This window comes from Enterococcus sp. AMC1086, assembly GCF_058216575.1.
In genome coordinates, this window is the sequence record NZ_CM177100.1 from 2,974,584 (window position 1) to 2,997,591 (window position 23,008).

A 23,008-nucleotide genomic window follows, 5' to 3' on the forward strand; every position below is an offset into this window, starting at 1 on the left:
ATGACTTACGCACTTGAAATAAAAGACTTAAAAAAGGTATATGCAACAGGTGTTGAAGCGTTAAAGGGAATCAATTTAGTGGTAGAAGAAGGCGATTTCTATGCTCTCTTAGGCCCTAATGGTGCTGGAAAATCAACAACGATCGGCATTATCACCTCTCTTGTCAACAAGACATCTGGTCAAGTAAATGTATTTGGTTATAATCTTGATAAAGATTTAGTCCTTGCAAAACAACAAATTGGACTTGTCCCACAAGAATTCAACTTCAACCCTTTTGAGACGGTTGAACAAATCGTTATCAATCAAGCTGGTTATTATGGTGTTTCACGAAAAGAAGCACTAAAACGCAGTGAAAAATATCTAAAACAATCCGATTTGTGGGAAAAGCGCAATGTCCGTGCGCGAATGCTTTCAGGCGGAATGAAGCGAAGATTAATGATTGCACGCGCCTTGATGCATGAACCAAAATTACTTATCTTAGATGAACCAACTGCTGGAGTAGATATTGAACTGAGACGGGAAATGTGGGATTTTTTAAGAGAATTAAATGCGAATGGGACTACGATCATCCTAACCACTCATTATCTAGAAGAAGCTGAAATGCTTTGTCGCAATATTGGGATCATTCAGTCAGGTGAACTGATTGAAAATACCAGCATGAAAACTCTGCTAGCGAAACTTCAGTTTGAAACCTTTATATTTGATCTAGAAGATTTTGATGAACAACCAGAAATTATCGGGTATAACAGTAGTTTTGAAGACGAACGGACGCTTGTTGTGGAAGTTGAACGTGATCAAGGAATCAACGAACTATTTAATCAGCTTTCAAAACAAGGAGTAAAAGTACTTTCCCTTCGAAACAAATCCAATCGATTAGAAGAGCTATTTTTAAAAATCACAGAAGAAAAACGTCACGTGGATGCCAGTTCAACTTCCAAAGGATAAAGCGAACAACATGGAATACACTATGACTATTTTTTATCAAAACAGAGCGAACCCGCTACACTTTTAAAATAAGGAGAATAAAAATGTTTAAGTTATATTTCACGGCCCTAAGAAGCCTAGCCGTAAAAGAAACCAACCGCTATCTAAGGATTTGGGTACAAACGTTGGTCCCACCAGTTATTACTACATCATTATACTTTGTTATATTCGGAAACCTAATTGGTGGACGTATTGGACAGATGGATGGATTCTCCTATATGGAATTTATCGTTCCTGGGCTTATTATGATGTCAGTTATCACAAGTTCTTATGCCAATGTTTCTTCTTCGTTTTTCTCACAAAAATTCCAGAAAAATATTGAAGAATTACTCGTTGCGCCTGTTCCAACGCATATTATTATTTGGGGATTTGTGATCGGCGGACTTGGCAGAAGCGTCCTAGTTGGTGCACTTGTGACGATGATTTCTCTGTTTTTCGTCCCTCTTCACGTCTATTCATGGTCGATTGTTATCATCACACTTTTGATGACCGCTATTTTATTTTCATTAGCCGGCCTATTAAATGGAATTTTTGCTCAATCGTTTGATGATGTTTCAATTGTACCCACATTTGTTTTACAACCTTTGACTTATCTTGGTGGTGTATTTTACGCCATATCAATGCTGCCACCAATCTGGCAAACAATTTCAAAAATCAATCCAATCGTGTATATGATTTCAGGATTTAGATATGGTTTTCTTGGAACAATCGATGTTCCAATTGTCTTTTCCTTACTAATTTTAATTCTTTTTATTTCAGTACTTTATGCAGTTTGCTGGTATTTGATTGATAGAGGACGCGGTTTGAGAAGTTAGCTCTAACGTAAAAAAAAAGAGATTGAGACAGAGGCGTTTAACTCCGAGAAATAAGAGGGAGTTTCTTCTACTCTCACCGTTTATTCAGATTCATCAAGGCTAGGATATAACTCTACGAGTTATATCCTAGCCTCTATTTTATTTCACTTAATTTCTAATTTTCACTTCATTGTAGACGTGACTTTTTCATCGATTCTTAAAAATGGTAGATAAATAAATACACTTGCTGCAATAATAATTACTTGAAGAACTGCCGCACGCCAATCACCTGCAGTTGCTAGAAAACCAGATATAACAGGAGGGGTCGTCCATGGAATTTGAACAACGACATGATTGATCAATCCGAAAGACGTTGCATAGTAAGCCACTGTCAATGAAAAAATCGGAGCTAGAATAAATGGAATAATCAAACTTAAATTAAACACGATCGGCAATCCAAAGATAATTGGTTCACTGATATTAAAGACAGCCGGTGCCACAGAAAGCTTGGCAAAATCTTTATAGTCTTGTCTACGGCTGAAGATAAATATAGCAATTAACAATGCAATTGTATTCCCTGAGCCTCCCATTACTGCAAATGTATCTTTAAACGCCATATTAATAATATGGGGGATTTCTTCTTTATTGGCATAAGCAGTCATATTTTCTTGCATATTTTGCAAAAGAAAAGGATCAAGCAGAGAACCTGATATAACGGCTTGATGTATGCCAAAGCCAAAGAATAAATTTGCAACAGATGTGATCAATAAGAATCCTGGTAATCCAGTCGTTACTCGACTAAGCGGACCTGTAATGACTGTTGTGATCAATGTATTAACATCTTGATTGAACAATTGATTTACTGCAAATGATACAATAGCAAAACTGGTCACTGTCAACATTATCGGAATCAACACATTGAACGATTTTGTAACTGCTGGTGGTATATTCCCTGATAAATTAATTTGTAATTTCTTAACTCTTGATAGTTTAATAAATAATTCCGTTGCGAATAATCCAACAAAAATCCCAACAAACATGCCTGATGCACCTGTGTGGCTTAACGGTATAATACCCGTAACTTCAATCGACTTTGTTGCTGATTCGGGGAAAAACATCATTTTCATCGGCGTTAAAACAACAAAAGTGGAGAGTGCAACTAAGACTGCGGCAATTTGGTTAATATAATTACGACTGATACACATATGATAAGAGACAGCTGCAACGACTAATACCGTTGCTATATTTAATGTTCCATTTCCTATAGAGATACCGATTTCTTGAATGGTTGTCAACGTATCAGGGGAAATGATTTTCCCCATAAATCCCGTAGGTTCTAAAATAACATAATTAATTAATGTAACAAACCCAGCCAACATCATGAACGGCATAAACGTTGCAAAGGCGTCTCTTAGAGTACGTAAATGAATTTGATTACCCAACTTGGTTGCCACAATTCCAAATTTTTCAAAAATTTTATCTTTTTTACTTTCTCCCATTTCAATTCCTCCTAAACAAGATAATCTACGTCATACTCAAAACCATTTTCATCACTTAAGTGTTTATAAAACTCGCCACTCTTTTTAATTGTTCTTTTTTGGGTATCAAGATCCAAAGAAACTAATCCATATCGATTCTTATAAGCATTGATCCAAGACCAACAATCAATAAATGTCCAAAGATGATATCCCTTAATATTGGCCCCTTCTTGAATAGCTTTCCAAAGATACGCCAAATGGTCTTTGATAAAATCGATACGATATTCATCTATAACTTGTCCAGCCTCATCCATAAAACGTTCTTCATTGGCAACGCCCATACCATTTTCTGATATAAATGCTTCAATATTGCCATAATTATTTTTTATATCCATACACAAATCGTAAATTCCTTTTTCATAAATTTCCCAGCCACGATATTCATTCATTTTTCGCCCTGGCATGATATGATTTTCAAAGAACCATTCAGGTAAAAACGGACCCATTTCATTTACAGCCGACATTCTTGCTTTCACACGTCTTGGCTCATAATAATTTAACCCAAGAATTTGAGCAGTATTTTCTTTGATACAGGCTAAATCCTCACTTGTATAATCGTTAGGCAGTTGCTCATATTTACGTAATAGATCAACTAATTTTTGAGGAAATTTCCCTTTGACCATGGGATCTAAAAAGCTTCTTGTATAAAATAAATCAGCTATTTCAGCAGCCTTGACATCGGCAGGGTTTTGACTTCTAGGAAACGTAGGACTTAGATTTAAAATGACCCCGATTTTTCCAGATAGCTTTTTTTCTTTGAAACGTTCAATAATTTTTGCATGGGCTAAAACCGTAAAGAAGGCTGCTTGAGCACCGCGTTTGAAGTCGACAATATTAGGGTAATGAAAATCTTCCAAGTAACTACCTAAGATAGGTCCTAACGGCTCATTTGATGTGAACCAATGATAAACTAAATCGCCAAAATGATCGAAGCACGTCGTCGCAAAATGAACATATGCTTCTACAACGTCTCTAGATTCCCAGCCACCTTTGTCTTGCATTGCAGCAGGCATGTCAAAGTGATATAAATTGGCAAAAACTTTGATTCCTTCTTGATTCATTTTAGAAAACAAATCTCGATAAAAAGCAATGGCCGCAGGATTTACCGCTCTTTCACCACCATTAGGAAACATCCTTGCCCAAGAAATAGAGACTCTAAAAGAATTATGTCCTGTTTGTTTCATTAATTGAATATCGTCTTCGTAACGATGGATGTGATCTGTAGTTATTTCTGAGCTTACACGGTTATAAAAACGAGTTGGTTGTTCACTGTACCATCTTTCCCAAACTGTTTCGGCTTTCCCTGTCTCTCCTCGTCCTTCCGCTTGTTCAGCAGACCAAGCAGACCCCCACCAAAATTCTTCCGGGAAATTCAACTTTTGTTTATTCATTGCCATTCTCCTCTTCTTAATTTCCATTTAATAGATAAAGAATAACACCGCTTACAAACAATATGAATAGCTATAACGAAAAAAATATATTTTGTTTTAAAGATATATATCTTTGATCATAATGGATTGACTTAAAAAGCTGAACCATGCATAATTCTATTAAGAAAGTAAAAAAAGATATACACAAACGTATATCTTTCTGAAATGAGGAAATGATGATGAACCTAAATTCAAAATATATGAAAGTCTACATTGACACAAAACATAAGATTACCAATGACCATTATTTAGTTGGAGACAAGCTCCCTTCTGGTAAAGATTTGGCACTGCTCTATCAATGTAGTAAACTTACTGTAAAAAAAGGACTGGATCTTTTAGTAAAGGAAGGAATCCTTAGAAGTCGAAGTGGTTATGGGACGGAAGTATTAAGAAAACCCATGGATACGACACATGTGTTTGGACCGAATGCAGGATTGTTAAATATCATAGGAGAAGAACATGTTACATCAAAAATACATAGTTTTTCAATAGAAATTCCTAGTAAAAAAATAGCCAAACTACTAAAAGTTTCAAATAAAGACTACGTTTATAACATTGTTAGAAGTCGCTATATCGATCATAAACCTTATTCTATTGAGCAAACATTTATGCCGCTATCTATCATCCCTGGATTGCAGCCAAAGCATTTAGAAAAATCTGTTTATAATTATATTACGGAAGAATTAAATTTAACGATTCTAACCTCACATCTATGGATAAAAGGAGATTTAGCCACTGAAATGGACAAGCGATTTCTTTCAGTTGAAGATGGCTTTTTTATGATGGAAGTTGAAAAAATCGTTTCTCTTGAATCAGGTAAACCCTTCGAATATTCCGTCACAAGACATCTATATAGTGATTTTACCTTTGAAGCAATTTTTGTTCAGAACCATTAAAAATCAAATACAGATCATTTTATATGTATAAGTAGATTGAGTTATTGTATCGTTTTTCTGAGTATTTTTGAATTATATTGAAATATAATGAAGCACGTCTATAAAAAAAATAGAGACGTGCTTTTTGTATATCTTTTATTTAGAAATGATTTTCATTGCTTTGCCCAGTTCAGCATCAACTTTATCCGTAATCAAAATGACTTCATTTAAATCAAAAGATTTCACTGCGGATGTCTTATGGAATTTAGAACTATCGCACAATAAAAATGACTTTTTCGCATGCTCTATCACAGTCTTCTTTTTAATCGCCTCAACCAAGTTAGGAGTCGTTACACCAAATTTTAAGTCTATGCCATTTGCACCTAAAAAGGCTTTATCAAAAACATATTTTTTGATATTCGCTTCTGCCAAAGGACCACTTAATGATGAAATTTTAGGATCATAGGTTCCACCTAAAATAGTGATTTCTGCTTCAAAATCTCCAGTCAATCGAAGAACATCCGTATTTGTAGTAATGATCCGAATCTTCTTTTTCAGCACTTCTCTTAATAAGGTCGTACATGTAGAACCTGAATCTAGATAGATCGTATCTCCAGCCAAAACTTCACGCGCCGCAAGTTCAGCTATATGGAGTTTTTCTTTGGTTTGTAAACTAGCTTTCGTTGAAATAGGAAGCTCAGAAACACTTGAGCTGAGCTTGACAGCTCCTCCAGATAAAGTTTGTACTTTATTTAACCCTTCAAGTTCTTTTAGATCACGTCGAAGCGTTGAGATCGAAACTTCTGGTATCAGCTTTTGTAATTCTTCGATTCGTATCAACTCTCTATTTTCCAGTATTTCTATAATTTTCTCTTGTCGAACATATGGAATCATAAGAAACTCCTTTCGTTTTTCATTCCTACTATTTTCAAGAAAGATATCCCTTATTAAAATACCACAAATCCAGATAAATAGTAATGAAATCAACAAACTTGAAAGAAGTTATCGTTGGATTTTAAGATAATGTTTCTTCTTTTTCGGTAAACATATAGGCTAATATAGCTGATACTCCTAGTGAAATGGCTAGTCCGATCATTGCTTGAATAAAGTTTGACGATTTATCAGTTACAAAAGCTGGAAATGTGGTGACACTACCGAATACAAATGCATTCGTCACGACTTTCATTAGTCCTAAATAAGCCCCACCTACAGCTCCACCGATAATTTGCGCTAAAAATAATTTTTTATTTTTTACTAATAATCCAAATAAAGTCGGTTCTATAATTGCTGAAAGAGCGATCGTTACTAAACCGGTTACTGCAAAACTACGTAATTTTTTGTTTCTTGCTTTAAAATAGACGCCAATCGTAGTACCAATCACCGCAAAGTTACAAGCAAACGTAAATGGTACAATATAATCAAATCCGTAAGTCGATACATTATTGATCATGATTGGATTAACTGCCCAGTGAATACCTAAACTTACAAGAACACTCCAACCACCACCGATCAATACACCAGTCAAGATACTACTACGTTCAATCAACCAATTCACAACTTGGGCAACTGCTTCTCCACTATAAACTCCAATCGGACCAATTACGATAATCGTCAGAGGGATCATTACTGCTAAAGAAATCAAAGGAACGACAACTAATTTTAGGGTTTCAGGAACGTTTTTATCTAAAAATTTGTATAAATAAGAAAATGCCCAAATCGAAAGAATAATTGGAACAACTGTAGAATTATAATTCATCAAAACGACAGGAATTTTTAAAAAGCTAGTCATTGTGCCGTTACCAGTATCTCCCATCAATGCAATAAATTCTGGATTCAATAATGCTGCACCGATCAATGCAGATAAATAAGGACTAGCTCCAAATCTTCTACCAGAAGTAAACGCTAACAATACTGGTAAAAAATAAAAGACGCTCATTGAAGCAACAGTTAAAATACTGTATGTTCCGCTATTTTCTGATAAAATGCCCGTTTGTACAGCTAAAATCAATAATCCACGTAAAATTCCTGAACCAGCCAACGCAGGTAATAGCGGAGCAAAAATAGCTGAAATAGCTGAAAAAATATTGCTTATAATATTGCCAGAACCTTCCCCACTATTATTTACTTGAACATTGCCATCATCACCTGTAACTAATGCTTCAAATTCATCATACAACTTTGGTACTTCTGTTCCAATCAAAATTTGATATTGCCCTGCTTTATTGACAACATTGACAACTCCATCGATTTCTTTGACTGCTTCATCATTTGCCTTAGATGGGTCTTTCAGCGTCAATCTTAATCGTGTTGCACAATGAGTCATATTCGCCAAATTATCTGCGCCGCCCACCTGTTCTAAAATTTCTTTTGCTGCTAATTTGAAATCCATCTTCATTCACTCCTCTAATCTTTTTTATTATTGGACGAGCGTATTAGAAATCTTAAGTCAAGATTTCTAATACTAAATCACTTACTTTAACTGCACTGTTTTGTTTGATGATCTCAGCAATATAATCCATCCCTAATCGCTCAATGATTGAATCGATTTTTTTGATCATCTTGATATTTCTCTCACACTCTTCTACAGGATCTTCAATAATCGGAAATGTATCAAAATAAAAAGCATGATCGTAATTGTGCAACTTTGTATAGTAGATAAATTCGATTGTCTTGATCAAGCTACTTGTACCAATCATCAACCCATCATCGTTTAAACCGTAGCCATCATTTAAATGAACCCCAAATAATTTTTTCCGACTCCCTAAAATACTTGCTCCATAAGCAGGATTTTCATGTTTCATTAACATATGGCAATAATCTAACGTAATCCCTAGATTCTCACGACCTACTTCCTGTACCATCGACAGCGCAACGCCAAAACTATCTAAAAAGGCATACGCTCTTGGTTGGAAAGGTTTATATTCTATACTGATTTTAAGATCCGGCGCATAATCTGTGATTTCGATCATACAGGCTTTGATTTGATTCCAAACCTTCTCGTAGTCGATCTGAAAAGAGTAGTCAAATCCATCAAATCCTAGCCAAATCGTTACGACTTCGCCGCCTACTTCACGACAATAATCACATGCTTCTTTGCATAGTGCTACTGCGTTTTGGGAAATACTCTGATCTGAATTCCCTAATTCGCCATTGATAAACTCACTTCTAAAACGTAGGGCAACGCCATTCGCTTGTAACTGATTTTTTTGTAAGATCTCTTTCATTTTTTCTGCTGGAATATCTGCCACATGTTCTGGATAATTGAAATCAACATGGGTCAATCCTAAACGATTAAATTCTTCTAAAACTTCTGCTACATTATTATTGAATTTTGGTAAAAACGAATTGATTCTTGTCGCTAACTTCATTCTTTATTCCCCCTATTCTCTTTTCCTCCTCATAATAGCATGCTTTTTTTTCATTTTCAATCACTTTATTCCATTTTATTTCATTTATTATCAAAAATATCCATTTTCAAGTAAATTTATTTTACATTAATTTTCTATCTGTTGAATCATTTTTACTCGTTTTTCATGCCTTCCGCCTTCAAATGTTGCCTCTAACCATTCTTTTACGATCATTTTTGCCAGTTCACTTCCAATTACACGGGAACCAAAGGCTAGGATATTTGTGTTATTATGCTCTTTCGAAAGTTTCGCTGAATAGGGCTCACTACATACAACGGCACGAATCCCTTTTACTTTATTCGCTGAAATCGATATACCTACTCCTGTCCCACAAATCAAAATTCCACCATCAAAATTTCCTAAAGCAACTTCTTCAGCAACTTTTTTTCCGTAACGTGGATAATCAGTTCTTTCTGCTGAGTACGCGCCAAAATCTTCGACCTCATGTCCTAGTTCTTTTAGATAATCTATAATGATTGGTTTTAGTTCAAATCCCACATGATCATTTCCAATTGCTAATTTCATACAATCATTCCTCCTGTTAGTATAAAGTTAAACGTATCATGCTCTTAATTTTGCAAGAATTTCATGATAGGTTCCAGTTTTTCCAAATAATGCGGATGTTCCTAATACAAATCCAGATACTCCGATTTTGCTTAGTTGTTCAATTTTTTCAGGCGAAATTGCACCATCTACCATCACTTCAAAGTTATATTCTTTTGCTAAGATCACTAATTTCTCTATTTTAGGATCTGTATACTCTAAATATTTTTGACCTGCAAATCCTGGATTGACTGTCATCACCATTACATAGTCTGCTAAAGGCAGTAATCCTTGAATCATTTCAACTGATGTTCCCGGATTAATGGCAATACCTGCTTTTTTTCCCTTTTGATGAATCATATCTAATGTTCTGGCAGCCTGTTGGTCCGCTTCAGGATGAATATAAATAATATCCGCACCAAGATCAGCAAATTTCTCAACATACTTACTTGGTTCTTGAATCATTAGATGAACATCTACTGGTTTATCTGTCACAGAACGCACCAATTCAAAATCTTGTAACCCCATTCCAAAATTTGGCACAAAACGACCATCCATAAAATCCATATGGAAAATATCCACACCAGCTTGATCAAGTTCTTGGATGTCTTTTTTTAAATTAGAAAAATTCGCACACATCATTGACGGGCATAATAACTTGGGCATTTCTTCTCCTCCTTTGAGATAACGATTACCCAGTGTCCAAAAAAAATATTTGAGTAATCGTTTACCTATATTTAGGCATAATATATCACCAATATTTCCACCTGTCAATAAAAATTTGTGTTGAATAGTTGTATTCAGCTTCATTTTATGGGAAAATACAGGTAAATAGTAACAAAACAAAGAGAACGATTACCCACGAGGACACATTTATGAAAAACTATTCAATTAAAGATATCGCTGAAATAGCGGGCGTTTCAGTTGCAACTGTTTCTAGAGTAATCAACGATAATGGACGTTTTTCTGAGGAAACAAGAAAAAAAGTTCTAAAAGTCATTGAAGAGACAGGCTACAAAATGAATTACAGCGCTAAAAATTTACGAATGAATAAATCATTTACGATCGGAATTTTAGTACCTGACATAAGTAACTTTTTCTTTTCTGATGTAGTTCAAAAATTAGAAGAGATTTTATTTGCTAAAGGCTACTCCACTATTATTTGCAATACTTCTAGAAGCTCGGAAAAAGAGCTTGCTTACCTACGTATTTTAGAAGGAAAAGGTGTGGATGGCTTGATCGTGATATCCGGGGCTGAGGAATTTGAATTTGACTCTTCCGGGGCTGAAAAAAAGATTCCTTATATCTGTATTGATCGAGAACCAAAAAAGAAAGATGATACTATTTTTATCTCATCCAATCATTATCAAGGGGCTTTTGAAAGTGCTGAAGCGTTGATTCATGAAGGATGTCAGTCTCCGATCATTGCGATGCATAATCAAAAATCAACTAGTGCAAAAGAACGTCTTAAAGGATTTAAAGACGCGTTGAAAAAAAATAGTATTTCCTTTGATGCAAAACAACATTTACTTTCTGTTGATGTTCGATGTTCAGAGTTTGAAACAAAACTGCTTTCGTTTTTGAAGAAAAATCCAAGTACAGACGGTATTTTTTCTATAAATGATTTAATCGCCTTAGAATTAATGCTACACCTAAAGAAAAATCATATCGATGTGCCGCAAAAAATAAAGTTGATCGGATTTGATGATACGGCTTCTGGTCAATACACAACACCGACTCTTTCATCTGTAAAACAAAATACTACTTTGATTGCAAATCACGCGGTTGAAACACTGCTAGAATTAATCAACAATAAAGGCGAACTTGGGAGACAAATTGTCGTTCCAGTTTCGTTAGTTTTGAGAGAGTCTAGTCAATCAACCTGATAGGTAAAAGAGAAAAGTGCTTCAATCATTTATCCGTATTTAGAGTGTGAAACAAAAGTGATTGTTCCTTTTGTCCCACACTCCTCTTTTTTATCCTATCTTATTTCCCAATAACCAATCTTCTTGTATAAACAGCTTGACCTGAGTGCATCACAGCATCGTCAATAGCAGAAACAATTCGAGCCTGGCGCGTAACGACAGGTGTCCAATTTGTATCCACGACATCATGAAGACTCTCTTCACGAATTGTTGATAGATAGGTATTGGTAAATTCAATACTCGCGGCAAGATAATCAAGTAATAATTTTTTATCCGTCACTACAACTTTTGCTGCTTGTTCTGGAGTATGCTGCCAATCTTCTGTATCATCTGGTAAATCCAACGCAAATTTAGTACTCCAGCCAGATTCTACCCATAATGGTTTCGTGTTGTTCAGTTCTGCGAATTGGTAATCCAACTCTCGTGCAGTATGCCAAATCAGCCAAGTAACTGATTTGATCAACGGCGCTGGCATCGTATTTGCCTCATCCACTTCCATTTGGCCGAGTGTCTCTTCAAAACGTTCTTGTGCTCGTTTTAAGGTATCCATAGATAATTGTGTGATTTTCATTGTAGATTTCTCCTTTCATAAGTAACCTAAAACAGTATCTACCACTCACTTTACTACAGTGCTTCTTTAACATCAAATTCCTAAACTATTATCTTATAAATTTTAGATTACAAAAAACCTTCTAGTCAATTGATCAGGTTCTTGACTAAAAGGTTTTGTTATTACGTTTATTAACGCATAGCTAGTGATCTAAATATATTCTCCGTTGGTCTTAATTACGTTCTGATACCAATAAAATGACTCTTTTTTCAAGCGTTGCAGTGTTCCTTTGCCTTCATTATCCTTATCTACATAAATCATACCGTATCTTTTTTCCATCTCACCACTGCCAAAACTTACAATATCGATAATTCCCCAAGGGGTATAGCCAATGACCGGAACCCCATCTTCGATGATGGCTTTTTCCATTTGTTCAATATGTTTGCTCAAATAATCAATACGATATTGGTCATGAACGGTATTTTCTTTTGTCAATTTATCATACGCCCCAAAGCCATTTTCTACAATAAATAGAGGTAAATCGTAACGCTGATAGACGGTATTCAATACATAGCGTAATCCCACTTCATCGATCGGCCAACCCCAATCAGATACACTTATATATGGATTTTTTACTATTTTTGCGTTTGGAATATCTTCTGTTTGCCACCCTTTGACATCTGTAAGTGTAGAAATTGCGCCAGACATATAATAACTAAAACCAATATAGTCAACTGTTCCTTCTTTCAAAATAGCTAATTCACGTTCACTGATCTGTATTTGATAGTTTTTACGTTCCCAGTATTTTGTAGCGTATGTTGGAATTTTTCCTCGAGCATGAATATCATTATAGAAAAATCTTCGTTCATTCGCTTTTACAGAGGCCATCATATCTTCTGGATTGCACGAGTATGGATAGACTGGAACATAAGCCATCATGCACCCAATTTGGAAGTTAGGATTTATCTTTTTTCCTTCAATCACAGCGGCTGCACTAGCAATCAATTCATTGATCCCAGCCTGAAAGACTAGCGCTTCTTTTTTCGCTTCATCCTCAATGATCATCGCCGAATTAGTCCAAACATGTAAAGGTTCTTGTCCATCTGCTTGGTTATTGATTTCATTAAATGTCATCCAGTACGTCACTTTATCTTTGTAACGCTCAAAAACGCATTTTGCAAATTTTACAAATAGTGGAATCACTTCTTTGTTGCCAAAACCACCAAATTTCTCATAAATGTAATACGGCATTTCAAAATGAGACAAGGTAATAACGGGTTGAATATCATTTTTTATTAATTCATCAAACAGGCGATCGTAATATAACAGACCTGCTTCGTTTGGCTCTGCCTCAGTACCTTTAGGAAAAATACGGCTCCAAGATATAGACGTTCGCAAACATTTTAAGCCTAATTCTTTAAAAAGCTTAATATCCTCTTTGTAATGATGATAAAAATCAATCGCTTCATGATTTGGATAATATTCTCCCTCAAGAACACCTTCCGTTATTTTTCGAGGAATGCCATTTCCACCAGCTGTCATTACATCTGCTGTACTCGGTCCTCTACCATCTAGATTCCAAGCTCCTTCCGCTTGGTGCGCTGCAATTGCGCCACCCCATAAAAAATCTTCTGCTAGTTTATTCGCCATACTAATACCCCTTTTTTTAAATTTAATTTACTTATAAGTCAATTTTTTGTGCACGGTTAGAAGCAACAACAAATGGCAAATAGATACAAACAGAAACTGCCAAACATATTATACCGACTAATATCGCAACAATATTCCCACCTGTCCCTAAAAATAAATTAATGATTCCAGGCGTAGTCCATGGGACACCAATTGCCGGAGAAGGCATAATTGGCCAAACCACCGTAACGAAATAACCGATCATAATATTGACCATTGGGACTAAAATAAATGGAACGATTAATAAGGGATTTAAAACGATCGGCAAGCCAAAAATGATGGGTTCATTAATTTGAAAGATCCCTGGAACTAATGACATTTTTGCAATTTCTCGTTGCTCAGGACGTCTTGAGGCAATAAATATTGCAATGATCAGCCCCATTGTCATACCTGTTCCTCCCATATTTGCAAACATATCATTCAAAATTCCCCATGTTTCTTTATAAGGAACATCCCAAAGTGATCCTCCTTGATTAATAAAATCAAGATTGGCTAAATCTTGTTCTGTAAATATAGCAGAACGAACCGCATTTAGCGTATTTGGACCATGAATACCAATTGAAAATAGCAAGGTTTGAATAAACGCTAATAACATTACTCCTACAACATTTCCACCCAAATCACGTAATGGACTTTGAATTCCTTTATAGATAAGTTCATTAATTCCCTCTGGCGCGATCATTAAGACTAAAAAGTTTATAATCGCTGCAAGTCCAACGACAATAACGATCGGAATCATACTTGAAAAAGAACGTGAGACAGCTGGGGGAACCATTTCTGGCATATTGATTTTTAAACGTTTGACTTTAAACAGTTTAGGCAAAAATTCTCCCACTAAACAGCCCACAATCATCGCAACAAATAAACCTTGTGCTCCTAAGTATTGTGTACTGATAACATTTAAATCATCCGCATTAAATGGTTTAGGATACAAGATCATAAAGCTTGCGATACTTGTTAGCCCAACTAACGTTGAATCTGCTTCAAAATGTTTTGCAAGTATTTGCGCAACAAGATAGGTTATAAAAATACTCATGATATTGATGGTTCCATTTGCTACAGAAGATAACACTTGCTGTGCGTCTTCTAAATTAGGAAAAATACTGGATAAGCGTAATAATTGCACAACAAAACTGTCATTTGAAAACAAAATATTATTTAACAAAATAACAAGTGAAGCCGAAATCGTTAATGGAAAAATCAACATAAAGGCATCTCTAACCGCTGCAATATGTCGTTGATTATTTAACTTAGTTGCAACAGGAACCAATGCACGATCAATAATATCATTAAATTTTTGCATAGATAAAACTCCTTTCATTTATAATCGTATTATACCTAAAGTTTGCTGCAAAAAAGTAAGCGCCTACTTTTAAAAAATATATTCTAAGCAAATAAAATATATTCCTTGAACGGAACGACCTGTTCCTGATTTTTAACAAAGAAAATAGGTGTAAAAACAAAAGTAACATTCACTTTTGTTTCACACCTTATATCCGAATAAACGATGGTAATTGTTTAATTCAATCATTTGTCATTATGAAAATCTTTAAGATAGCTAATAAGCGTTTCCAAAATTGCGATCGATGGCAACTGACTCGTTAGATCTAGAAAAATATCTTTACGCTCTTCTTTGATTTCATACTCAATAGAGTAGTCACAAAGTTGTGCAAGCGTACTTTTTTTATTTAACGTAATACAATACTTTTGAACTATATTCTTATCTTCTAAGCTTGCGATTACTTCTATTAATTCTTTGGTTTCACCAGAAACACTTAAAAAAATAATAACATTTTTTTGGTCTTTACGTAGAAAGCTACGAATTGGATAAGTCAAATCATCCAAGCTGATCGACACATAACCTAAACTCGCTAGTTTCCTAGCTATATATTGGGCAATTGCACCAGAAGCGCCCATCCCCATAAACAATATAAAATCACTGTCACCTAAAGCTTGTGCCATATTCTTTATCTGATATTCAACATCGGGATGAAAAATGCCTATGTTAAGAGAATTTACTCGTTCTTCAATGCCAATATGCTTTTTATTTTCTTCTTGGCGAACCTTATCTAAATGGGCTTTTATATAAAATCGAAACTCCGGAAAAGAATGAAATCCTATTTTCTGAACAAAACGAAAGACTGATGTTGATGATACATGTGCACCATCTGCAATATCTCGAACACGCATATAGGGGATTTTCTCCAAGTTATTTGCAATAAATCGATAAATTTCTTGTTCTACAGAGGACAGGTCATTTAATTTCAGATAATCAAATATCGCCATTTACGTTAATCTCCTTTGATTCGCTAAGAAAATTATACCATAAAAATTTTATTTACTGACGACTTGATGAACTTGATAGACAGCACCGATAAGTCCTGCATCATTTTTTAATTTAGTTGGAATAACAGGTGCAATCGTCTTCCCTCTTAGATAGTTGACTGCTGCATGATTCTTCTCTACTTCAGTCAAGGTTTTCTGAAGTTCTTGGTGGAAAAATTCATTTGCACTCACACCACCGCCAATTAAAATAACTTCTGGATCAAAACAACTAATTAAATTTACCAGTCCTACAGATAAATCGACATAAAATTGTTTCGTGATCGTGTTTGCAAGTCTGTCGCCTCTTTCAGCTAAATCAAAAATATCTCTGGCATCGCTAACAGGCACAAAATTTTCTATATTTTTTTGTTGGGCTTCATTATATAATCGTATCAAACCATCCACAATCGAAGCCCGTCTATTAATCGATACCGTCTCAAGATTTCCTGTTTCAGGTAATTTATCAATCATCATCCAGCCGAATTCTCCTGCCATGCCGTGTGAGCCACGATAAACCTTCCCATTGATGACGATTCCTCCGCCAACTCCTGTCCCTAAGACCAGGCATAAATAATTCTCCATATTGATCGCATTACCGATCCATTTTTCTGCTATAGCAACTGCATTTGCATCATTTTCAACCGTAACAGGCAGACCCGTTAGTCCCTCTAATTTTTGCTTAAAGTTTTCTCCATATAAAGAGCTGATCGCACCTGCAGTCAACATGAATCCATCCTTTTGCACAATTCCCGGAGCACTGATTCCGATTCCCTTTATTTGATAACGTGTTTGAGCCTCTTCAATACGTTTTAAAAGATTCCTATAAAAAATAGTAGGTTCATATTCTGTCTCCATCGTTTCTTTTTCCAGAACACGCCCGCTCTCATCTAAGACACCATATTTAACGGTTGTTCCTCCGATATCAAACCCAACGTACATAAATTCAACTTCCTTTATCACTTATTTGAAGGAGTCAAGATAACGCCTTCATTTCAACGTATTGTATCATATCCTACTAAGGATTTTTTTCCTTTTTATCCCCGCTTTATCTCTGTCTTTAGAAAAAGTGTCTAGACTTCTCCATCACACGACAAGTGGGTGTGAGACAAAAGCAACATTCACCTTTGTTTCACACCCTATACTCGAATACACGCTGGGAGCAAACGCAATTTCTTGGGAAATAAACGCTTCTATTCCAACCTTACCTAGAATCTGCCGAACACTTTTGTCTCGACCTATTTAAAACTAGATACAGATCTCAATATGTTTTTTTAAACATGAATAATTCAGCTTTGCGATAATCATAGCAAATTTTCGAAAAAGCTAATAATTTCCCAGAGCTTAAAAACGTATCATCTCTGACAACTAATGTGGGAGCACCTTCTGCTAAATTGAAGAAATTCGCTCCTTGCTTGCATAGCGGCTCACTACTGATCACTTTATCAATAAATCCAATCTTAATTTTTTTATCTTGTTCAAAGTAGTTAAAAACAGAATCGTATAGCGATTTTGCTGGAATCTCTTTAGCAATCGACTGTAAATAATAGGATCGTTCAATTAGATAAGGTTCATCATCAAGTGTCCTTAAACGCTCGATCTCTATCAGCTGCACCTCAGAAGTTAAACCACTATTCTCTGGTAAAAACTCCGCTTCTTTAGCGCTTACGATACGTTGAGTGGCTTCTACAGTCCGAATGGTGCGGCCTGGTCGCGCAATTTCTTCTGTCAACCCTACATTATTTTGTAAATTCAGCAGATTCTCATGATATTTTGGACGTATAAATGAACCAATTCCTTGTGCCTGATAGATATAGCCCATATCACCAAGTTGCAACAATGCTCTTCGCAGTGCATAACGGGAAACCGTGTAATGAGCCATCAACTGTTGTTCACTTGGTAGTTTTCCATTTTCATCCGCAAGGTTTCCGTCTTGGATTTCATCTATCATCTTTTTTACTAACATTTTAATATCAATCGGCTTCTTTGGTAGCATCATCCAAGCTCCTTTTTCATTAAATAAAATGGACAACCCCTCTTGACCGCCCTACACCAAACAGTTTAAATCTTTTTACTACTCATAGCAATTTTTCTAGAAATAGTTTAACTGTAACTAGTTTGTAACCGTATTGTCCTGCTCCTCTTGATACAATTTCCCATCGTAAAACTTGATGAATGGGAACCAAATCAGAAAGGCTATGCCCGCACAGACAAACGCTAACACAAACGCTCGCCAATCACCGCCTGAACCAATAAATCCAGACAACCCAAGTGGAGTTGGCCAAGCAACTTGTGCAATCGGTGGATTAACCATGCCAAACTTGATAGCAAAATAAGCGACTGACATCGAACTCATTGGTGCTAAAAAGAAAGGAATAGCAGTATATGGATTATATACAACTGGCATCCCAAACAAAATCGGCTCATTGATATTAAAAAGTGACGGCACAACAGCTGCTTTTCCTAAGGCGCTCAGTTGGGCAGATTTGGCAAAAAAAGTGATAAAAATAACCATTCCAAGTGTTGCTCCAGACCCACCAATAGTAACAAAGCTGTTGTTAAATTCACCGGCAAACGGAAGGTTTGCACCATTTTGATTTTGAACCATATTTGATAAAACAATCGGCGTCAAAAATGAAGTAACAATTGTAGCACCATGAATCCCAACGATCCACAATGCATGCATTAAAAAGTAAATTACTAATAACCCTACCCACGTATTCGTCAAATTCGTTACGAATCCAAATGGAATAGCAATCATTTTAAAGATATCTGTTCCTAAAGCGACTAATAATCCATTAATAACAATAACTGCTAATGCAATTAGAACTGTTGGAATAAGGGCTGTAAAAGAATTAGAAACGCCTGTCGGAACTGTTTCCGGCATTTTTATGACCCATTTACGTTTCACACACAACGCATAGATCTTCACAGCGATAATTGACATGATGATTGCTGTAAAAATACCTGTTGTTCCTAAACGAGTAACCCCACCAGACATTTCCCAACCATCAATGATTTTTTGGTCATCCGTAACAACATTCACCAGTGTAGCGATTCCACCATCAAAAATCAATTCAGGTAAACACATAAAATACGCCATCATAGATAATAATGCCCCATTTAAAGGATTAAGATTGATTTTTTCTTCTTGTGCTTGAATTTTTGTATACTCGTAACCAAATACTATACAAAAATACAGCGCCAAAATCCCCATTGTTGCCATGTTTCCTAACATATATAAATTCTGAACTCGATTAAACGAAATATCCCATATGCCTTCTAACGCTGGAAAACTCTGCGGTAAAACAGCAATAATCAAGAACATTGAGCCTACAATTGTAAAAGGAATGGAAGCCATACCAGCAGCCATTACCCCTCGAACAATTCTAAATTGAGAAATTTTTCCCATTGGTCCCATTAAATAGTTATTTAAAAATTTAAATACTTTACCCTCTGATTCCATTTTTATCACCTTTCTTAGTTCATACTATTTTCAAATTGTTTCATGTATTTCAAGTAAGCATCTTTATTATGCTCAATTTGCCAAATACGCCATTCAACGAACACCCCTATAATAAAACCTAAAACAAGACATGCCACTAATAAACTTTTCCCTTCATTATTAATAAAAGGAAAAAGAAGCTTTTGATGACCAAGTAGAATCATGACCATCCCCAGAACATTACTGATCATTTGTATGGCATACCCAATTTTCGTTACAGGTAATCGACTTGTCGGTTTCCAATATTTGGCAGTTTGTTCAATTATGATAGCGATATCAATTATAAGTAATCCTAGTGGAACGATCATCCAACTGCTCACATTGGCAAAACTCAATACGCTCCAATATAAATTGATAAAGAAAAAAAGCGCTGTAACATAGCGAAATATCAAATAACGGTTAAAATACATACTTGTTAATTTAGTCTTCTTATTTAGTTCTGCTTTTGTTGGTGAATTTTCCATTCTCACTCACTTATCCTTCACATCTTACTTGAAATCTACGTTTCTATAACGCTTACATTTTTTTATCTATCACTACTTTCTTTTAGGGCAGCTCATCTAGATTTCCAACTTGTTCGAACAAGTTAAGATTAACATATCCTTTTAAAATTGTAAACGCATTCTAATCGAAAAGAAAAAAATACCGCCAAGAACTTACAATAGTAAATTCTTGGTGATATCTTCTTCTATCTTAGCTTTCTTTAATCAGCATTATTTTTTATTCGTTAGCTAATACTAATGGTATCGCTACCTCAGATTGATGTTCAACTTCGTTTCAACCTTTATAGCAAGTTTAAATCAAGCAGACTAAACCGACAACATATATCCCTTTGAACGAATCGTTTTGATATATTTTGGTTTTTCAGGATCTCCCTCGATTTTTCTTCTTAAATGAGAAATCAAATTCGCTAAACGGAACGTATCTAAATCTGATTCTCCTCCCCAAACACGTTGAAACAATTCAGCATAAGGAACAACCTGATTCAGTTGTTCATTTAACACTACTAACACTTTATACTCCAAGCGTGTTAATAAAATTTCCTTTTGACCAGCGATCTTAACACCCATAACATTTGATAGTAATTCAACTTCTGGTTTTTCCGTTTTAGAATCCTCGATTGGTTTATTCATATGTCTATCTATAAAAGTAGCTTCACTTTTGGTATAAACACGGTCAAACGACTTTCTGATCAGCAATGAAAATTCATCTGGTTCTATTCGGGCATCCACAGTAGCGCTCGCACCCAATTGTAAATAAATGATTCGATTATTTTTTTTAGAATTTTTTGATACAATCCAAATCATACCTGTAGTATAATTTTTCATTTTGATAATGAGTTCACATGTCCGCCCGATATTTTCCGAACTCATTTCTTCTATAATTATGGCATCCATCCCTTGGATCTCTTCCACCTCTACAGCTTCTATATTCAAAAATACAATCTTACATTGTTCTTGTGCAAACGCTTGTGCGTAACCATCTAAGGAATAGTCTTCAGATGAAATAATCGCTACTTTGTACATTTTTTAAATTTCCTCCTTCATATTTTGCATTCTTATAAATACTACTTAAAAAGCAACCAGACACTACAACTAACTATTTAACGATCGGTACGTTCATTGCTAACTATATTATTATTTATGGTTTGCCTTCTAAGCGAATTCCCTTCAACTTAAAATATAGAAACCAATCATTCGCAGTCTATTTTATAATCTGACAGACCACTATCTACATGACTTTTAGAAGTATTGAGCTGCTTATTTATACACTCGAATAGTCAGTAAAAGATTGGCTCTTATTGTTCAACGCTCTTTTCAGTCACGTATACTTAATTAACTCTTTCTTCAATCCCCGTATTTAACACTTCTGAAAAAACAGTACACTGTCTATGGTTCACAATTTTTTTCAAGACCTCGGAAACTTTTTTCTTGTCTAATTCTGTTGGCGTGTCATTCCAGATAATTAATTCAGCATCGTTATTTTTTTTCCGAATAATTTCTGAATATAGGCGATTAGATATTATTAAATCAACATCTTTATCTGTAAAAGAACAAAATTCAATGTTTACATTTGTCTTAGAAACAACGATGTTCTTTAAATGTTGATTTGTCTTCTCACCAAATTGAGAAATAATGGCTACTTTGATATTTCCCATACGATGATCAGAAGATAACAGTTCATAGAGTTCTTGTTGATAATTTGTCTCTAAATATTCCCTATTTAACTTTAAGCTTTCGACCTCTTCTATTTGGCACAATTCATCTGTAATTTTAGTGACAGCTTTTTTCACCATTTTTTCCACAGTAGAATCACAATCTAATGAATAGACCTCGCTATTGTCAAACCGTATGTTTCCTCCTTTAAATGCTATCAGTTGAAAATGTTGGATAACTAAATTAGTATATAAAGTAATTTGTTCAGAAATCGTTAAATTTACTGAAAAATGTTCATAAAATTCTCGCATCCAATAGCTGGAAATTATGCTTTCGACATTTTTGTTCAGCTCTGTCCTTACTTGCGTTTGATCTTGTTCCCCATATATCCTTCTTGGTTGAAAACCGAAAAGAACAAGATAAACGAATAGGACTTCTTCATCTATATTATCTGCAGGAAAATTTTTGCTTAACAATTTAGGTTTCAGTATTTTTTCTATTTCGTTATACGATCCTTTGTATGAATGAAATTCACTACAATCAACATTTTTTTTCATCAAATGAACTCGATTGAAGATCGTGCCGATCCAATAAAGAAAAAATTCCGTTTCCGAAACACTTAATTCTCGTGAATAAAAAGATTCGATCACCTCTATGTATTCAAACGCTTTTTGCTTATCATAAAATCTAAAGGGCCATTCAATACCACCAAAAATAGTCCAGTAAAAACTAAAGTAAAAATATCTGATCTGCATTTCCGTACCCTTCAGGTGAATATTTTTATTCAATTCAAGCTCCAATGAAAAATCACTGACCAATTCTTTGATTTCAACGATATTTGTGTATACAACGGTATAACTGAGATAGCGTTTACTTGCAAATGTCTTGATGTCTACGAACTTATTATGAAATAGTTCATCAATCACCTGATAAATAATAGATCCTTTGTAGTAATAAACTTCGATCTCTTGAATTGAGAAACCATTCAATTGCTTTAATGAATAGCCCAAGATATTTTTTTCTAAAATTTCTACATGGCTTGTCCAAGATTCCATGTCTTCTTTTAATAACTCAACAGTTCGAACCAATGTTTTATTGCTGATATTTAATTGTTCTGACAATTCCTTCACACTAAAGTACCTTGTCTCCGAACTTAATATCCTCACTAACTCTAATTTTCTAGTCGACATTTTATCTAATATCTTAATCATGACCCACCCTCTTTTCCGTTATTTTTGCTATTTCAATTGACAATATCTCATCTTACTGACATTTTACAAATATTTTTTT

At 35.0% G+C, this 23,008-nt stretch carries 21 protein-coding genes; 4 read left to right on the plus strand and 17 right to left on the minus strand.

Annotated features, from left to right (window positions below; genetic code table 11):
• The gene (locus tag AC4BC4_RS13985) at window positions 1–945 is read left to right on the plus strand and encodes an ABC transporter ATP-binding protein (protein ID WP_490476086.1); all 945 of its coding nucleotides are present in this window, start codon (window positions 1–3) and stop codon (window positions 943–945) included.
• Window positions 946–1,028: 83 nt separating this feature from the next.
• Window positions 1,029–1,799 carry an ABC transporter permease gene (locus AC4BC4_RS13990; protein WP_490476087.1) on the plus strand — a complete coding sequence of 257 codons (771 nt, stop codon included), beginning with the start codon at window positions 1,029–1,031 and terminating at the stop codon, window positions 1,797–1,799.
• Between the two features lie 161 nt (window positions 1,800–1,960).
• On the opposite strand, the gene AC4BC4_RS13995 is transcribed toward AC4BC4_RS13990, so the two are convergent.
• Window positions 1,961–3,277, minus strand: coding sequence for a PTS sugar transporter subunit IIC (locus tag AC4BC4_RS13995; protein WP_490476088.1), 1,317 nt, complete (start codon window positions 3,275–3,277; stop codon window positions 1,961–1,963).
• An 11-nt stretch (window positions 3,278–3,288) separates the two neighbouring features.
• The gene (locus tag AC4BC4_RS14000) at window positions 3,289–4,707 is read right to left on the minus strand and encodes a glycoside hydrolase family 1 protein (RefSeq protein WP_490476089.1); all 1,419 of its coding nucleotides are present in this window, start codon (window positions 4,705–4,707) and stop codon (window positions 3,289–3,291) included.
• 218 nt (window positions 4,708–4,925) lie between these two features.
• Here AC4BC4_RS14000 and AC4BC4_RS14005 point away from each other — a divergent pair, with 218 nt between their 5' ends.
• Window positions 4,926–5,642: a GntR family transcriptional regulator gene (locus AC4BC4_RS14005; RefSeq protein WP_438758188.1), complete on the plus strand. Its 717-nt coding sequence runs from the start codon at window positions 4,926–4,928 to the stop codon at window positions 5,640–5,642.
• Window positions 5,643–5,777: 135 nt separating this feature from the next.
• Here AC4BC4_RS14005 and AC4BC4_RS14010 read toward each other — a convergent pair whose 3' ends face one another.
• From AC4BC4_RS14010 to rpe, 5 genes are all read right to left on the minus strand, one after another.
• A complete protein-coding gene (locus AC4BC4_RS14010; protein ID WP_490476090.1) occupies window positions 5,778–6,515 on the minus strand; it encodes a DeoR/GlpR family DNA-binding transcription regulator in 738 nt (245 codons plus the stop codon).
• Between the two features lie 121 nt (window positions 6,516–6,636).
• A complete protein-coding gene (locus tag AC4BC4_RS14015; RefSeq protein WP_490476091.1) occupies window positions 6,637–8,010 on the minus strand; it encodes a PTS transporter subunit EIIC in 1,374 nt (457 codons plus the stop codon).
• A 52-nt stretch (window positions 8,011–8,062) separates the two neighbouring features.
• Window positions 8,063–8,989 (minus strand): sugar phosphate isomerase/epimerase family protein, encoded by a 927-nt coding sequence (locus AC4BC4_RS14020; RefSeq protein ID WP_490476092.1) that lies wholly within the window; start codon window positions 8,987–8,989, stop codon window positions 8,063–8,065.
• Between the two features lie 126 nt (window positions 8,990–9,115).
• Window positions 9,116–9,553: a ribose 5-phosphate isomerase B gene (gene rpiB, locus AC4BC4_RS14025; protein WP_490476093.1), complete on the minus strand. Its 438-nt coding sequence runs from the start codon at window positions 9,551–9,553 to the stop codon at window positions 9,116–9,118.
• A 36-nt stretch (window positions 9,554–9,589) separates the two neighbouring features.
• Window positions 9,590–10,237, minus strand: a complete 648-nt coding sequence (gene rpe / locus AC4BC4_RS14030) for a ribulose-phosphate 3-epimerase (RefSeq protein WP_438758182.1) — start codon at window positions 10,235–10,237, stop codon at window positions 9,590–9,592.
• Window positions 10,238–10,446: 209 nt separating this feature from the next.
• Here rpe and AC4BC4_RS14035 point away from each other — a divergent pair, with 209 nt between their 5' ends.
• Entirely contained in the window at window positions 10,447–11,457 is a 1,011-nt protein-coding gene (locus AC4BC4_RS14035; protein ID WP_438758181.1) for a LacI family DNA-binding transcriptional regulator, read from the plus strand.
• A 100-nt stretch (window positions 11,458–11,557) separates the two neighbouring features.
• Here AC4BC4_RS14035 and AC4BC4_RS14040 read toward each other — a convergent pair whose 3' ends face one another.
• The 10 genes from AC4BC4_RS14040 to AC4BC4_RS14085 all read right to left on the minus strand — a co-directional run bounded on the left by AC4BC4_RS14040 (window position 11,558) and on the right by AC4BC4_RS14085 (window position 22,929).
• The gene (locus AC4BC4_RS14040; RefSeq protein ID WP_490476094.1) at window positions 11,558–12,067 is read right to left on the minus strand and encodes a DinB family protein; all 510 of its coding nucleotides are present in this window, start codon (window positions 12,065–12,067) and stop codon (window positions 11,558–11,560) included.
• A 189-nt stretch (window positions 12,068–12,256) separates the two neighbouring features.
• Window positions 12,257–13,696: a 6-phospho-beta-glucosidase gene (locus AC4BC4_RS14045; RefSeq protein ID WP_490476095.1), complete on the minus strand. Its 1,440-nt coding sequence runs from the start codon at window positions 13,694–13,696 to the stop codon at window positions 12,257–12,259.
• A 31-nt stretch (window positions 13,697–13,727) separates the two neighbouring features.
• Window positions 13,728–15,038: a PTS sugar transporter subunit IIC gene (locus AC4BC4_RS14050; RefSeq protein WP_490476096.1), complete on the minus strand. Its 1,311-nt coding sequence runs from the start codon at window positions 15,036–15,038 to the stop codon at window positions 13,728–13,730.
• A 224-nt stretch (window positions 15,039–15,262) separates the two neighbouring features.
• Window positions 15,263–16,021 (minus strand): MurR/RpiR family transcriptional regulator, encoded by a 759-nt coding sequence (locus AC4BC4_RS14055; RefSeq protein WP_438758177.1) that lies wholly within the window; start codon window positions 16,019–16,021, stop codon window positions 15,263–15,265.
• Between the two features lie 48 nt (window positions 16,022–16,069).
• Window positions 16,070–16,999: an ROK family protein gene (locus AC4BC4_RS14060; protein WP_490476097.1), complete on the minus strand. Its 930-nt coding sequence runs from the start codon at window positions 16,997–16,999 to the stop codon at window positions 16,070–16,072.
• Between the two features lie 319 nt (window positions 17,000–17,318).
• Window positions 17,319–18,053 (minus strand): GntR family transcriptional regulator, encoded by a 735-nt coding sequence (locus AC4BC4_RS14065; RefSeq protein WP_438758175.1) that lies wholly within the window; start codon window positions 18,051–18,053, stop codon window positions 17,319–17,321.
• A gap of 117 nt (window positions 18,054–18,170) precedes the next feature.
• Window positions 18,171–19,523, minus strand: coding sequence for a PTS cellobiose transporter subunit IIC (celB, locus tag AC4BC4_RS14070; RefSeq protein WP_438758174.1), 1,353 nt, complete (start codon window positions 19,521–19,523; stop codon window positions 18,171–18,173).
• A gap of 14 nt (window positions 19,524–19,537) precedes the next feature.
• Entirely contained in the window at window positions 19,538–20,026 is a 489-nt protein-coding gene (locus AC4BC4_RS14075) for a PTS cellobiose transporter subunit IIC (protein ID WP_490476098.1), read from the minus strand.
• 345 nt (window positions 20,027–20,371) lie between these two features.
• Window positions 20,372–21,088, minus strand: a complete 717-nt coding sequence (locus tag AC4BC4_RS14080; protein ID WP_490476099.1) for a winged helix-turn-helix domain-containing protein — start codon at window positions 21,086–21,088, stop codon at window positions 20,372–20,374.
• Between the two features lie 305 nt (window positions 21,089–21,393).
• Window positions 21,394–22,929: an AcpB/EbpR/MafR family transcriptional regulator gene (locus AC4BC4_RS14085; protein WP_490476100.1), complete on the minus strand. Its 1,536-nt coding sequence runs from the start codon at window positions 22,927–22,929 to the stop codon at window positions 21,394–21,396.
• Between the last annotated feature and the right edge of the window lie 79 nt (window positions 22,930–23,008).